The organism is Pseudomonas sp. RIT-PI-S (assembly GCF_025642975.1).
GTDB lineage: Bacteria > Pseudomonadota > Gammaproteobacteria > Pseudomonadales > Pseudomonadaceae > Aquipseudomonas.
Genome location: NZ_JANZKJ010000020.1, coordinates 65,122 through 78,907, shown reverse-complemented (window position 1 = coordinate 78,907; position 13,786 = coordinate 65,122). Strand labels below are relative to the sequence as shown.

Annotated in this window: 13 protein-coding genes; 7 read left to right on the top strand and 6 right to left on the bottom strand. The window is 64.2% G+C overall.

What is annotated here, in order from left to right; all coding sequences use genetic code 11:
- Positions 1 to 21: 21 nt before the first annotated feature.
- The 3 genes from moaB to yegS all read left to right on the top strand — a co-directional run bounded on the left by moaB (position 22) and on the right by yegS (position 2,741).
- Positions 22 to 561 (top strand): molybdenum cofactor biosynthesis protein B, encoded by a 540-nt coding sequence (gene moaB / locus OGL93_RS21250; RefSeq protein WP_263264972.1) that lies wholly within the window; start codon positions 22 to 24, stop codon positions 559 to 561.
- Complete coding sequence (gene glp / locus OGL93_RS21245; protein ID WP_263264968.1) at positions 545 to 1,765, top strand: gephyrin-like molybdotransferase Glp; 1,221 nt, start codon at positions 545 to 547, stop codon at positions 1,763 to 1,765. The genes moaB and glp overlap by 17 nt, the downstream gene beginning before the upstream one ends.
- A gap of 76 nt (positions 1,766 to 1,841) precedes the next feature.
- Complete coding sequence (gene yegS / locus OGL93_RS21240; RefSeq protein WP_263264967.1) at positions 1,842 to 2,741, top strand: lipid kinase YegS; 900 nt, start codon at positions 1,842 to 1,844, stop codon at positions 2,739 to 2,741.
- Here the strand turns inward: yegS and OGL93_RS21235 are convergent.
- The 3 genes from OGL93_RS21235 to OGL93_RS21225 form a co-directional block, all read right to left on the bottom strand.
- The gene (locus OGL93_RS21235) at positions 2,725 to 3,381 is read right to left on the bottom strand and encodes a response regulator transcription factor (RefSeq protein ID WP_263264966.1); all 657 of its coding nucleotides are present in this window, start codon (positions 3,379 to 3,381) and stop codon (positions 2,725 to 2,727) included. The genes yegS and OGL93_RS21235 overlap by 17 nt on opposite strands.
- On the bottom strand, positions 3,378 to 4,178 hold the full coding sequence (locus OGL93_RS21230) for a sensor histidine kinase (protein WP_263264965.1): 801 nt from the start codon (positions 4,176 to 4,178) through the stop codon (positions 3,378 to 3,380). The genes OGL93_RS21235 and OGL93_RS21230 overlap by 4 nt, the downstream gene beginning before the upstream one ends.
- 184 nt (positions 4,179 to 4,362) lie before the next feature.
- A complete protein-coding gene (locus tag OGL93_RS21225; protein WP_263264964.1) occupies positions 4,363 to 4,743 on the bottom strand; it encodes a hypothetical protein in 381 nt (126 codons plus the stop codon).
- A 289-nt stretch (positions 4,744 to 5,032) separates the two neighbouring features.
- Here OGL93_RS21225 and OGL93_RS21220 point away from each other — a divergent pair, with 289 nt between their 5' ends.
- Positions 5,033 to 5,962 carry a chemotaxis protein CheV gene (locus OGL93_RS21220; RefSeq protein WP_263264963.1) on the top strand — a complete coding sequence of 310 codons (930 nt, stop codon included), beginning with the start codon at positions 5,033 to 5,035 and terminating at the stop codon, positions 5,960 to 5,962.
- A gap of 59 nt (positions 5,963 to 6,021) precedes the next feature.
- Complete coding sequence (locus OGL93_RS21215) at positions 6,022 to 6,825, top strand: MOSC domain-containing protein (RefSeq protein WP_263264962.1); 804 nt, start codon at positions 6,022 to 6,024, stop codon at positions 6,823 to 6,825.
- A 23-nt stretch (positions 6,826 to 6,848) separates the two neighbouring features.
- Here the strand turns inward: OGL93_RS21215 and OGL93_RS21210 are convergent, their stop codons facing one another.
- Positions 6,849 to 8,783, bottom strand: a complete 1,935-nt coding sequence (locus OGL93_RS21210) for a transglycosylase SLT domain-containing protein (protein ID WP_263264961.1) — start codon at positions 8,781 to 8,783, stop codon at positions 6,849 to 6,851.
- A gap of 154 nt (positions 8,784 to 8,937) precedes the next feature.
- Between OGL93_RS21210 and OGL93_RS21205 the strand changes: the two genes are divergently transcribed.
- The gene (locus OGL93_RS21205; RefSeq protein ID WP_263264960.1) at positions 8,938 to 10,845 is read left to right on the top strand and encodes an ATP-binding cassette domain-containing protein; all 1,908 of its coding nucleotides are present in this window, start codon (positions 8,938 to 8,940) and stop codon (positions 10,843 to 10,845) included.
- A gap of 148 nt (positions 10,846 to 10,993) precedes the next feature.
- On the opposite strand, the gene OGL93_RS21200 is transcribed toward OGL93_RS21205, so the two are convergent.
- A complete protein-coding gene (locus OGL93_RS21200; protein ID WP_263264959.1) occupies positions 10,994 to 11,446 on the bottom strand; it encodes a universal stress protein in 453 nt (150 codons plus the stop codon).
- Positions 11,447 to 11,549: 103 nt separating this feature from the next.
- Here OGL93_RS21200 and OGL93_RS21195 point away from each other — a divergent pair, with 103 nt between their 5' ends.
- Positions 11,550 to 11,993, top strand: a complete 444-nt coding sequence (locus tag OGL93_RS21195) for a hypothetical protein (RefSeq protein WP_263264958.1) — start codon at positions 11,550 to 11,552, stop codon at positions 11,991 to 11,993.
- Positions 11,994 to 12,003: 10 nt separating this feature from the next.
- Here the strand turns inward: OGL93_RS21195 and OGL93_RS21190 are convergent, their stop codons facing one another.
- Complete coding sequence (locus tag OGL93_RS21190) at positions 12,004 to 13,638, bottom strand: methyl-accepting chemotaxis protein (protein WP_263264957.1); 1,635 nt, start codon at positions 13,636 to 13,638, stop codon at positions 12,004 to 12,006.
- Positions 13,639 to 13,786 lie beyond the last annotated feature (148 nt).

Below are 13,786 nucleotides of genomic sequence, written 5' to 3'. Positions count from 1 at the left end.
CCTCAACAACTGGAACGTGCCATGAACACCAAGGCCGATGCTCCCTTCGTGCCGCTCAATATCGCGGTGCTCACCGTCAGTGACACGCGGACCCAAGCCACTGATACCTCGGGCCAGCTCTTCGTTGACCGCTTGAAGGCGGCGGGGCATAGGCTCGCGGCCAGGGTTTTGCTCAAAGACGACCTATACAAGATTCGCGCTCAGGTAGCGGGTTGGATTGCCGATGACGAAGTGCAGGTCGTGCTGATTACCGGTGGCACCGGTTTCACCGGGCGTGACAGCACGCCTGAAGCCGTCGCCTGCCTGCTGGACAAGCACATCGACGGCTTCGGCGAGTTGTTCCGGCAGATTTCCGTAGCGGATATCGGCACCTCCACCGTGCAGTCCCGCGCATTGGCTGGCCTGGCCAATGGCACCCTGGTCTGCTGCCTCCCGGGCTCCACCAACGCCTGCCGCACGGGCTGGGATGGCATCCTCGCCGAGCAGTTGGATAATCGCCATCGCCCTTGCAACTTCGTTCCTCACCTCAAGCAGGCCGAGCCCTGTGAAAGCCGTGGCTGAGCCAGGCGACCGCGGCCTGATGCCGCTGGCCGCGGCCACCGAACGCTTGTTGGCGATGGCCAGCGCCACGCCGCTTGTTGGCACCGAGGTCCTCCCCCTGGAAGCCGCCGATGGCCGAGTGCTCGCCGAACCGCTGCGTGCCACCACGGACCTGCCGCCATGGCCCAATAGCGCCATGGACGGCTATGCCCTGGCATGCGCGGCTTGGGCTGGCGAGCCAATGGAGGTGTCGCAGCGGATATTCGCCGGCCATGCGCCTGGGCCGTTGCAGCCTGGTACCTGTGCTCGGATCTTCACCGGTGCGCCGCTTCCCGAGGGCGCCGATTGCGTGCAGATGCAAGAAAACGCCGAGGTGGGCGCCGATGGCCGGGTCCGCTTCACCGAGCCGTTGCGGGTTGGCCTTAATGTGCGGCCGAGGGCCCAAGAGTGTCGTGCGGGCGAAACGGTGCTCGACGCGGGCACGCGGCTAGGTCCGATCGAGCTTGGCCTGGCGGCCACCTTAGGGGTGCCATCGCTTGTGGTGCGTCGCAAGCCGCGAGTGGCGGTGCTGTCTACCGGCGATGAGCTGGTGGCGCCCGGCCTGCCGTTGGGCCCGGGGCAGATCTACAACAGCAACCGGCAACTGCTGCGCAGTTGGCTGGAGCGCAGCGCCTGCGAGGTGCTCGACGCCGGGATCATCAGCGATGACTTGCAGCTTACCCGGCGTACTCTCGATAGCCTGCAGGATGTAGATCTGATTCTTACCACCGGCGGGGTTTCCGTCGGCGAGGCAGACTACCTCGGCCAGGCGCTGCGCGAGGGCGGCACGCTGGCTCTGTGGAAGCTTGCGATCAAACCGGGTAAGCCGCTGACGGTGGGCGAATACCAAGGCACCGTAGTCATCGGCTTGCCGGGTAACCCTGCGTCCACCCTGGTGACCTTTGCCTTGCTGGCGCGCCCCTATCTGCTGCGGCGAATGGGCTGCGACCGCGTGCAGCCTAAAGGGTTTGCGACCCTTGCGGGTTTCGCCTGGCCGCCGGGCAACCGCCGCGAGTTCTTGCGCGCCCGGGTCGAGGCTGGTCGTGCCGAGATCTATTCCAACCAGAGTTCCGGGGTGCTGCGTAGCGCAGCCTGGGCCGACGGGCTGGTGGAAGTGCCTGAAGGGCAAGCCATAGCCGAAGGCGATACGGTTCGTTTCATTCCCATGAGCGAGCTACTGGCCTGAGAATCTTTCGACGCCGGCGCTTTTCTTGCCGCGCCGTGGTCACATGCCAGTGGCCGATCTGGCGAGGGAGAAACGAATGCAAACGCGCAAGGCATGGCTGATTCTGCACGGCAAGCAGGCGCTGAATGAGGATGTACGGGCGGCGGTAAAGGCTCGGCGCCAGGCTGGCTGGGATATTGCGGTGCGCTTGACCTGGGAAGGTGGCGACGCTGCCCGGTTGGTCCAGGAGGGGCTGGCCGCCGGGTATCGCACACTGATCGCTGGCGGCGGCGACGGCACCTTGCGGGAAGTGGCCGAAGCACTGGCGCTGTGTGATGGCGATGCCAGCCTGGCCTTGCTGCCGCTGGGTACTGCCAACGACTTCGCCCGCGCCGCTGGGGTCCCGCTGGACCCGCACGGTGCGCTGGAACTGCTTGACCGCCCGGCGTTGCCCGTGGATTTGGGTGAGGTTGGCGGGCAATTGTTCCTCAACATGGCCACAGGCGGTTTTGGCAGCCAAGTCACCGCCAATACGTCGGAAGACTTGAAAAAAGTCCTCGGCGGCGTGGCATACCTGTTCACTGGGCTTAGCCGCTTCAGCGAATTGCGCGCGGCCTCCGGGGTGCTGCACGGCCCTGGGTTCCGCTGGGAGGGCGAGCTGTTGGCGCTGGGCATCGGTAACGGCCGACAAGCCGGTGGTGGGCATGTGCTATGCCCCGAGGCCTGCGTCGACGACGGCCTGCTGGATATCAGCATCCTGCCGGCGCCAACGGAAGTGGTGGCGACCCTCAAGGAGCTGCTGGCCGGGGGGCTAGGGCTGGACAACCTCTTCATCCGCGCCCGCTTGCCGTGGGTCGAGATCCAAAGTGCGCAGGGCCTGGACATCAACCTCGATGGCGAACCGCTCCAGGGGACCGACCTGCGCTTCGCCGCCCGCGCCAGCGCCGTCCGCTTGCATCTGCCGGCGGGTTGCCCATTGCTCAGTCGTCCGGGCTGATGATCCGTTCGCGCACGGCGTAGAGCACGAGCCCGGCGACGTCGAAGATTTGTAAGCGCTTCATGATCTGCGCGCGGTGGGTTTCGACTGTCTTTACGCTCAAGCCAAGCCCTTGGGCGATTTCGCGGGTGGAGGTGCCGCGCACGATCAGGCGCAGGATTTCCATTTGCCTGGCGGTCAACGGGTGAGCGGGGCTGCTGGTACGGTTGGCGCGCTGTGTAACCAACGCTTGGTCGATGACTGCATGGGTCACCCCTGGGCTTAGGTAGCGCTCGCCATGGCGAATGGCATGTAGTGCTTGTTCCAGTTCGTTGGCGGTGGCGTCCTTGAGCAGATAGCCATCGGCGCCAGCCTGCAGAGCGTGCAGGATCAGCTCGGAATCATGGTGCATGGAAAGCACCAGCACGCGGCAACCCACCCCGCTTCGGCGCAGCTGACGCAGCGCGTCGAGGCCGCCGACGGCCCTCATCGAAAGGTCTAGCAATACGATATCGGCCTGGCTGCGCTTGACCAGTTCAGGCAGTTGCCAGCCGTCGCCGGCTTCGCCTACCACCGAATAGCCTGGGATGTCCGCCACCAGCGCGCGCACGCCTGCGCGGATCAGCGCGTGGTCATCCACCAGCACCAACCGGCAACTCACGCCAGCCCCTTGTGCGCACGCCGTGCGGCGCGGTCCGGCCACGGCAACCTGGCATCGATCTGTGTGCCCTGGCCCGTCGCACTGCGCACCCGAACGTGGCCCCGCAGGGCCTGGGCACGCTCCGCCATGCCGGCGATACCGCGGCCCGCCGGGACGGCAGCCGGGTCGAAGCCCTGGCCGTCATCGACGATGCTGATCGCCAAGCCGTGTTTCTCCCGGGCTATCACCACCCACAGGTTATCGGCCTGGGCATGCCGCAGCAGGTTGGTGACGCCTTCCTGGACGATACGAAACGCGGCGATGCTCATGTCCGTGGATAGCCCGTCCAAGCGCTGGCGGCACTCCAGGCTCCAGTTGAGGCCGCTGCCCGCCAGCGCTCTCGACAAGTGATCGCGCAAGCTCGCCTCCAGGCCCAGGCTTGCAAGATGGCGGGGGTTGAGCAGCGCGGATACATTCCGGACCTTGCTCAGGCATTCGGCCAGCGTGTCGCGCAGGATCTCCACCGGTGGTTCCAAGGCGGCAGGCATGCGTCGGCCTAGCCAATCGAGCTGCAAGCGGGCGGCAGTGAGCAACTGCCCGATGTCATCGTGCAGTTCGCGACTAAGGCGTTCGCGTTCGTTTTCGCGGGCCTTGGCCATGCGGCCGGCTAACTCTGCGGGCCGTAAGGCGATGGCATCGGTAGGGTTGGGGCTGGTCCAGGCCAGGCCGCATAGCAGCAGGATCAGCCCAAGGTGCAGGAGCAGCAGCGAGGTGCCGGGTGCTATGGCGGCGGCCCAGCTAAATGCATCCAGGCCCATGCACGTCGTGGCAGCGCCGGCTACAGCCAGGCGGCGAACAAAGGGCAGGCTCCATGGCCCGCGCGCGAGGGCGGAAGTGGGCGTAGTGGCTGGCATGATCGCAGAGGGTCGCAGGCGCAAATAAGGCCGTCAGGGCGCCGCATGGTAGCACCTCATGGTGCGTTGGTGGCCGTTTTGTCAGCGCTCAGGCCCGTGCGGCAACCTTGCAACTCAGCGCCAGCGTAGCGAGCAACTCACGTTGCTCGCTGCAATCCATCGTCAGCCCATGCTGGGGGTCACTGAGTTCGACCTGCCAGCTCAGTAGGTCAAGGCACTGCTTGAGCGCTTGCAGCGCGGCACCTTCCGGGCCCCGTTCAGCACATTCATACGCCAGCAGCGCAGCCAGCTCCGCGGCAAAACCGGCCGTGGGGTTGGGCTGCGAAGCCTCGCTGGCGGTGGCCAACTGCTCCAGCCCCCGGTGCAGCATCTGGCAGGCGTCGCGATCATTGGGGAACAGGCGTAAATGGTCGATACAGTCAACTAGCCTGATAACCAGCCGAGCCGAGTCGACAGGAAGGCTAAACATAGCGAGCAGCAGCCAGGCGTAGAGGAAGGAAAGGGCAAAACACGGCTGAGCTCCATTCAAAAGACGAATGGCGCCACCGTAAAGGCTATTGACTGTTTCGAATATCAGGTTTGCCCGTAAGGTTCCTCAGGGTTTCCCTTATGCCCCGGCGGACCAGCCGTTATCGCCGGGGAAGTAAAGCATGATGGTAAATTGATATCAATGACGAGTGGCGATCTGCCGAGCTCAAGTTCGCGAAGCCAGCGCCGATAGCCCCTACATGCCATTTATCCAACCGCCGGGGACTCTCATGGCTGGTATTCTCGATAGCGTCGATCAGCGCACCCAATTAGTGGGTGAAAACCGCCTTGAAATCCTCATGTTTCGCCTGGCGGGCCGCCAGCTTTTCGCGATAAACGTGTTCAAGGTCCAGGAAGTTCTACAGCTGCCGAAGCTGACACTCATGCCTCAGCGGCACGCGTTCGTCTGCGGCGTGGTCAACCTTCGCGGGCAAACCCTGCCGGTGATCGACCTGTCCCAGGCCATCGGCATGCGGCCGCTGCAACCTGGCCCGGACAGCACCATCATCGTGACCGAATACAACCGTTCGGTGCAGGCCTTCCTGGTGGGCGGTGTGGACCGCATCATCAACATGAACTGGGAGTCGATCCTGCCGCCCCCGGTGAGCGCCGGACGGCAGCACTACCTGACGGCGATCACCCGCGTCGAGGACAAGCTGGTCGAAGTGATCGACGTGGAAAAAGTGTTGGCCGAGATCGTTCCGTACAACGCTCGGGTGTCCAAGGAGAAGCTCGAAGACGCTATGCTGGCCAACGCCCGCGGCCGAGAGATCCTGCTGGTCGATGACTCCACGGTGGCCCTGAACCAACTGCGCGATACGCTCTCGCAGTTGGGTACCACACTGCATGTGGCCAGCGATGGGCTAAAGGCGCTGCGCATGCTGCAGAAATGGGCAGATGCTGGCATCGACGTCAACCAGAAGCTCCTGATGGTATTTACCGACGCCGAAATGCCTGAGATGGATGGTTATCGGTTGACCACTGAAATTCGCCAAGACCCGCGCCTGCGTGAGTTGTACGTGGTGCTGCATACCTCGCTGTCGGGTAGCTTCAACGAATCCATGGTCAAGAAGGTCGGCTGCGACAACTTCCTTTCCAAGTTCCAGCCCGACCGCCTGGTGGAGGTAGTCCGGCAACGCCTGGAAATGATCCACGGTTGAGTCGAAGCAGCATGCAGCTTCGTTTAAGCTAGGGCGTGACTCGCTCTGGAAGCTGAACCATGCGCTTGACCGCTCTGTATCGCTACCCTGTCAAATCCGCGCAGGGTGAAACCCTCCAGGCTTCGGCCGTGGAGGGGCTGGGCCTGGTAGGGGATCGCCGTTGGATGCTGGTGGACGAAGCCAGCGGGCGCTTCCATACCCAGCGCAACCTGTTGCTGCTAGGTAGGTTGTCGGCGCAGTACAGCGCGGATGGTGGGCTCAACCTGAGCGCGCCGGGCTTGCCTCCCCTGTATGTCCCTGTGCCAGCGCCTGATAGTGATTTGCGCGGGGTAGTGATCTGGAAGGATGCGTTGCGTGTCCCAGATGCTGGTGAAGCCGCCGCGCGCTGGGTCAGCGAGCTGGTGGGCAAGCCAACCCGGTTGGTGCATGTACCCGATCACCGAACCCGCCCGTTGGGTGCGGGAGACGGGGAGCCCGAGGATCGCGTGGCTTTCGCCGATGGCTTTCCCTTGCTGCTGATCAACCAAGCCTCTGTCGATGACCTTTCTCGGCGGGTCGGGCGGCCCATGGCTATGTTGCGCTTTCGCCCAAATCTCGTGGTCGAGGGTTTTGAGGCGTACGCGGAGGACGGCTGGAAACGCCTGCGCATCGGCGACGTTACCTTCAGGGTGGCCAAGCCTTGCGCTCGCTGCGTGCTCACCACTATTGATCCTGCTACCCATGAGCGCGATAGCGATCGCGAGCCGCTCAACACCCTCAAGGGCTACCGCCTGCAGGAGGGCGGAATCATGTTCGGGCAGAACGTGATCAGTGAGGGCAGGGGCGTGCTGGAGCTGGGGATGGCGGTTATCCCTTTGGAATAACCGCCGTGCGATGAGAGAGATGCTTAGATATCGTCGAAGAACCGCTCGTGCCAGTCGACGATCGGCTGCGGCGTGTTGAGCTTGGCGCCGTAGATCACTGCATACGACAGCACGTTTTGCACGTACTGGCGGGTTTCGTCGAAGGGGATCGATTCCACCCACACGTCGAAGCTCAGATGGCTCGCGCCGCGCAGCCACTGACGCACCCTGCCGGCGCCGGCATTGTAGGCCGCTGAAGCCAGCACCCGGTTGCCATTGAACTGCCCATGGACCACGCTCAGGTAGGCAGCGCCCAACTGGATGTTCTTGTCCGGGTCGATCACCTGCTGGGGGGAAGCCAGTGGAATGCTGAACTTGCGAGCGGTTTCCTTGGCCGTCGCCGGCATCAATTGCATTAGCCCCATGGCCCCCACCGAGGACCGCGCGTCGTCCATGAAGGCGCTTTCCTGGCGTGTGATCGCGAACACCCAGCTGGCATGCAGGCCGCGCAGGCGGGCTTCGCGCAGCAGGGTGTCACGGTGCGCCATCGGGAAGCGGATGTTCAGGTCGTCCCAGTATTGCGCCTGGCTGATGGTGCGAATGGCGGGGAAATACCAGCCCATGTCGTAGGCCAGCTGGGCCTGAGCAACCATCTGGTCGCGGTCGAAATGGCGCGACACGTAATACCACTCGCGCCGGCCATCGACGATCTGCCCACGCTGGTAGAGCTCCATGGCGCGGCGAATGCCCGGGGCGTTGCGTACGCCGTTGATCTGCGCCTGGCTCAGGGGCAGTGGCTTGTTGGTGAGCTGATAAGGCACCTGGGCGCGGTCCGCCGCGAGGAAGCCGTAGAAATCCCGTTCCTTGGCCACCGCACGATAAAGCACGGGCACTTGTGGGTCGTTCGGCCGGGCCAGCTCCAGCGCGCGGGCTTCCCAATACTTCCAGCGGTTGGTCTGGGCAAGGCTGGCCGGCAGGCGGCGGGTGAGATCGTACGCGTCCTGCCAACGCCCCAGGCGCAGCAGCAAGCGCAGCCGCCATTCACTCACGGTGTCATCGCGAAGGTCCGGGTCATACCGGGTCATCAGGTCCAGGGCCCGGCTGTCATAGCTGCGCGCCAGCCCCAGGCCGATATCTTTGGCGATAGCGACCTTCTCCTCGGCTGAGAACCGCTGGGTCGCGGCATAGCCGTCCAGCAGGCCAAGGGCTTTGTCTGGATCCTGCTTGGCCAAGCGACGCAAGCCCAGGCTTACCACGTCGGACATCGCCTCGTCGGCCGGGGTGAACAGCCCGGGTTGGTCGAGCAGTTCGGGGTTGCGTGCCACGTCGAGCAGGCGTTTGCCTTGCAACTGAAGCGTCGGCAGCCCATCCACCATGGCGGTCGCCAGCGGGTAGTTGCGTGCCTGGGCCGCCAGCTTCGCCCGTTGCCAGCGTTTCTGTTCGGTCAACTGACCCTCGGCAGCCCAGCGCCCGAACAGTGGATCGCAAGCCGCGGGCCGGTCCTTGCCGCTGAGCCATAACCGTTCGGCGTTGGCGTAGCCTTCCGCGCGCAGATCGGGGCGGGTCAGCTGGTATTGGCCGTAGAGGCAGTCCAGCTCGGTGAAATTGAGCTTGGCGTCGTAATAGCGGGCAAAGGTTGGCCAGTCACCGCGGTCGGCGAGCATGCGTAGCCAGCGAAGCTTGAGCCAATTGATCTGCGGCAGGTCGCCGTGTTCGGCAATGAACGCCTCGACTTCCTCGTCGCTGGCGCCTGGCAGGCGCGCAGTCAGTTCGTCATAGGCCAGGTACGGCTCGAGCGGGTAGTCTGCGAGCAGGGCCTTGTATTGGAAGTAAGGGGCGCTGTTGCCTTTGGCCAGCGCCGCCTTCGCTTGGTCGTAATACTGCCGCTGGAGGGCCAGGTCGGCGGCCTGGGCGGCCGGGGCAAGGGAGATAACGCCAAGCAGCAACGCGGGAACGAGGCGGGACAGTCGACTGCGCATGAGACTTCCGGGAAGCGTACAGATTGGCCGCTAGCTTAGCCTGTTGCCACCTGCCTCGGAAGCGTAGGGGGTGTTTCATGGTATGCCGCCCGGCGCTTGCTGTGCCGGGGCGGTACATAAGGTAGAATGCGCGCCGGCTTTTCCGGAGAATCCCATGACCCTGCTCAAACTGAGCGATGTTTCCCTCGCCTACGGCGCCATGCCGTTGCTCGATAAGGTTTCCTGGCAGATAGCCCGCGGCGAGCGGGTCTGCATCATCGGCCGCAACGGCACGGGCAAGTCCAGCATGCTGCGGCTGGTACGCGGCGACCAGAAGCCCGACGACGGCGACATCTGGCGGGCGCCTGGGCTGAAAATCGGCGAACTCCCCCAGGAGTTGCCGCGCGCCGACGAGCGTACGGTCTTCGACGTGGTTGCCGAGGGGCTATCCGGGGTGGGTGAGTTGCTGGCGCAGTTCCATCACCTGAGCCAGAACATCGTGACCGATGCCGACCTGGACGCGCTCACTCATGTTCAGCAGGAGCTCGAGGCCCGGGACGGCTGGCGCTTGCAGCAGTTGGTGGATAGCACACTGAGCCGCCTGCAACTGCCCGCCGACAAGACCCTCGCCGAGTTGTCTGGCGGCTGGCGTCGCCGGGTGTTGCTGGCCCAGGCGCTGGTGTCCGAGCCAGACCTGCTGCTGCTCGACGAGCCCACCAACCACTTGGACATCGGTGCCATCGCCTGGCTCGAGGAAGCCCTCGCGGGCTTCGGCGGTGCGGTGCTGTTCATCACCCACGACCGGGCTTTTTTGCAGAACCTGGCCACACGCATCCTGGAGCTGGACCGCGGCCGGTTGATCGACTGGAACGGCGATTACGCCAGCTTCCTGGTGCACAAGGAGGCGGAGCTCGCCGCCGAAGAAACCGCCAACGCGCTGTTCGACAAGCGCCTGGCCCAGGAAGAAGTATGGATTCGCCAGGGCATCAAGGCCCGGCGCACTCGCAACGAAGGCCGCGTGCGGGCACTCAAGGCGTTGCGGGTGGAGCGTGGGGAGCGGCGCGAGCGCCAGGGCAAGGCCAACATCCAGTTGGATGTGGCGGACAAGTCTGGCAAGCAGGTGATCGTGCTGGAGAACGTCAGCTACGCGCACCCAGGCGGCCCGTTGCTGGTGAAAGATTTCTCCATGGTGTTGCAGCGCGAGGACCGCATCGGTCTGCTCGGCGCCAATGGTACCGGCAAAACCACCTTGCTCAAGCTTCTGCTGGGTGACTTGCAGCCCACCAGCGGCAAGGTAGAGCAGGGCACACGGCTGGAAGTGGCGTACTTCGACCAGTTGCGCCTGCAACTGGACCTGGAAAAAACCGTGATCGACAACCTTGCCGAGGGGCGGGACTTCATCGAGATCGATGGCCAAAGCCGCCACGTGTTGAGTTACCTGGGCGATTTCCTGTTCAGCCCACAACGGGCGCGCACGCCGGTCAAGGCGCTGTCTGGCGGCGAGCGGGCGCGCCTGCTGTTGGCCAAGCTGTTCAGCAAGCCGGCCAACCTGCTGGTGCTCGACGAGCCCACCAATGACCTGGACGTGGAAACCCTGGAATTGCTCGAGGAAGTTCTGTCGAGCTTCAAGGGCACCGTGTTGATGGTCAGCCACGACCGGGCATTCCTGGACAACGTGGTCACCAGCACGCTGGTGTTCGAAGGCGACGGCCAGGTGCGCGAATACGTAGGCGGCTATCAGGACTGGATTCGCCAGGGCGGTTCGGCCAAGTTGCTGGGGGTCAAAGAGGCCAAGCCGGCGAAGGCTGACCCGGCTCCAGCGGCACCGGTGGCCGCCCCTCAGGCCAGTACGCCCGTGGCGGCGAAGAAGAAACTCAGCTACAAGCTGCAGCGTGAGCTGGAAGCACTGCCGGGGCAGATCGAAGCCTTGGAGATGCAGATCGGCGACGTTCAACGAGACATTGCCTCGCCGAGCTTCTACCAGCGGCCGGCCAACGAAACCGCAGCGGTACTGGCCAGCCTGGATGATCTTCAGGCCCGGTTGGATGGGTTGCTAGAGCGCTGGGCTGAACTGGACGAGTGACGCCGGGAGCCCGCCCGTAGCAATTGAGCTTGTTCGCGACCGGCCTTGAATCGGTGTTGCGGCCAGTCGCGAGCAAGCTCGGCCGCTACGGGAGAGGCGGGTGGCGGCCAGCGATGCCGCGGGCCATCAGAACCGCCCTGGGGCTGAGTCAGGCCTTCTCGGTTTTGACTCGCTCCAGCCGCACCGCCAGCACGTCACAGGGCGCGCCATGCAGCACATCGTTGGAGGTCGAACCCAGCAGCAGGCCCAGGCCGTGCCGGCCATGGCTGCCGACGATGATCAGGTCGTAGCCCTTGTCTTTGGCGAGCTTGTGAATTTCCTGCCGGGGTTGGCCGTAGGTCAGGTGGCAATACTCTTCTGACACATCCGGATATTTCGCCCGAAGGGCGCGCATGCGTTCCTTGGCTTGGTCGAACTGCTGCTGTTGCAGCTGGGACAGGTCCATTGGCACGTCGCCGCCGAAGGCCATGGCCATCGGTTCGACGATGTGCACCAGCGAGAGCTTGGCCCTGGTGGCTTCAGCGAGGGCCCGGGCCCGTTTGATGACCGGGTCGCATTCCTCGGTCAGATCCACGGCTACGAGGATATGTTGGTAGGACATGGCGCGTTGCTCCAGGCAAAGGTATTGGCTTGATTATGGCCCTTTCATGGTGGAAGGGTGCACTCCCACCAAGGGGTTGTTTGTAAATCGCGGGGAGAGTTCTATGACGGTCTGGATAGTGGTGTCAATCCTTGCGGTGTTACTGAGCCCCTTGGCCTGGTTGCGCCCGTCTCACCGGCAGAACGGCCGAATGGCCTGTCGCCTGCGCGCAAGGGCCTTGGGGTTGGGCATGCAGCTGGCGCCCCAGCAGTGGCCTCACTGGATGCCCGCGCAGCTGCCTTCACCGGCGGCGCAGTATCACCGGCCGCGCCCAGCGAGCGCCAACGGAGACTGGACCTGGTGGCAGCCGGAGGCGGGCTGCTGGGTCAATGAATGGCGCGAGCCTTGCCCGCAGCCCGCTGCGCTGGAACTGTTGCGGCAGTTACCGGGCGACGTCTGGAAAGTCCAGGCGCAGGGGCGGATGGTCAGTGCCATCTGGGGGGAGGGCGGCGGCGCGGAGCAGGCCGAGCTGATCGACCGTGCCCTGCGCGCCCTGGCGGTGCTCTAGCAGCGGACCCTTATACCTGGAACTGCCGCAACGCCTGGCTGAGTTGTTCACTCAGGGTTTTCATCTGCACGCTGGTGTTGCTCGACTGTTCGGCGGCCTCGGCGGTGCCCTGCGACAGGCCCGCGGCCTGGGTGACGTTCTGGTTGATGTCCTCGACCACTTGAGTCTGCTCCAGCGTGGCGCTGGCGATAGACGTATTGAGCCCGTTGAGGGTACGCAGCGCTTGAACGATGGCCTCCAGGCTGCGCCCGGCCTCGCTGGCCTGCTCGATGGTCAGGCGCGAGGCCTGGCTGCTCTGGTCGATGACTTTCACCGCGGCTTCGGACTGATGCTGCAGGCGTTCGGTCATGGCCTGGATCTGTGCCGTGGATTTTTGCGTGCGCTGGGCCAGCAGGCGCACCTCGTCTGCTACCACAGCGAAGCCCCGGCCCTGTTCGCCGGCGCGAGCCGCTTCGATTGCAGCGTTGAGCGCCAACAGGTTGGTTTGCTCTGCAATGGAGCTGATGACCTCCAATACGCTACCGATCTGGGTGCTTTCGCTGGCAAGGGTGCGGATCACCTCCACCGCCTGGCCGATGGTCGCCGACAGTTGGTCGATCTGCCGCATGCTGCTGTCGATATTGGCCTGGCCGTCGCGGGCCTGGGCTTCAGCGCTGCGCATGGCATTGGCGGCCTGTTCGGCGTTGCGGGCCACATCCTGCACGCCGTGGGTAACCTGGCTCACCGCCGCGGTAACCAAGTCCATCTGCTCGCACTGGCGCAGGCTGGTCGACTGGGCGTTGAGCGCATTGCTGCCCAGTTCGCGCGAAGACTGGTCCAGCTCATCGGCGCATGCCTGCAACTGGCCGATCACCCCGCGCATCTTGCGGGTGAAGCCGTTGAAGTGGAGGCCCAGTTGGGTAACTTCATCGTTGCCCAGGGTTTGCAGTTCCCGGGTGAGGTCGCCATCGCCGCTGGCGATGTTGGCCAGAGCGCCAACCGACTCACGCAGCGGGTGCACGATGCTGCGCGCAATGAGAATGATCGCCAGGGCCATCACGGCCGCGATCAGCAATGCCGCGACCGATACCCGGATGACCTGCGCGCGGAACTCCGCCTGCACGTCATCAACGTAGACGCCGGAACCGATCACCCAGCCCCACGGCTGGAACAGCTGCACATAAGACATTTTCGCCACAGGCTCGCTGGCGCCCGGCTTCGGCCAGCGGTAATCGATCATGCCGGCACCTTTGGTCTTGGCAACGGCCACCATCTCGTTGAACACGGCAAAGCCGTCCGGGTCTCGGATACCAGACAGGTCCTGCCCTTCGAGCTTGGCGTTGGTCGCGTGCATCACCATCACCGGGCGCAGGTCATTGATCCAGAAGTAATCGCTGCCGCCGTAGCGAAGGCCGCGGACAGCCGCGATCGCTTGCTGCTGTGCCTGGTCGTGGCTGAGCGTGCCGGCTTTTTCCAAACCGTTGAAATAGTCCAGCAGGCCCGTGGCGGTCTGCACCACGTGCATGGTTTTCTGCGCCTTGGCCTGATAGAGGTCGTCATGAATTTGCTTGAGCATGACCAGGCCTAAAGCCACGAGCATGGCAATGGCCAGAACGAGGATAAGCCACAGCCGCCGGCTGATGGACAGGTTGCGCAGCAAGGTCATGGGGCTTCTCCGCGTTATTGTCAGGACCAAGGATATGCGGGGCGCTTGGGCAACGGCATGCCACTTGGCCTAGCAAGTACTCAGAGGGTGTCGGCAATACACAGGGGAAACTTGAGTGCCTGGGGCTGGCGATGCAGCGATAAAAAAC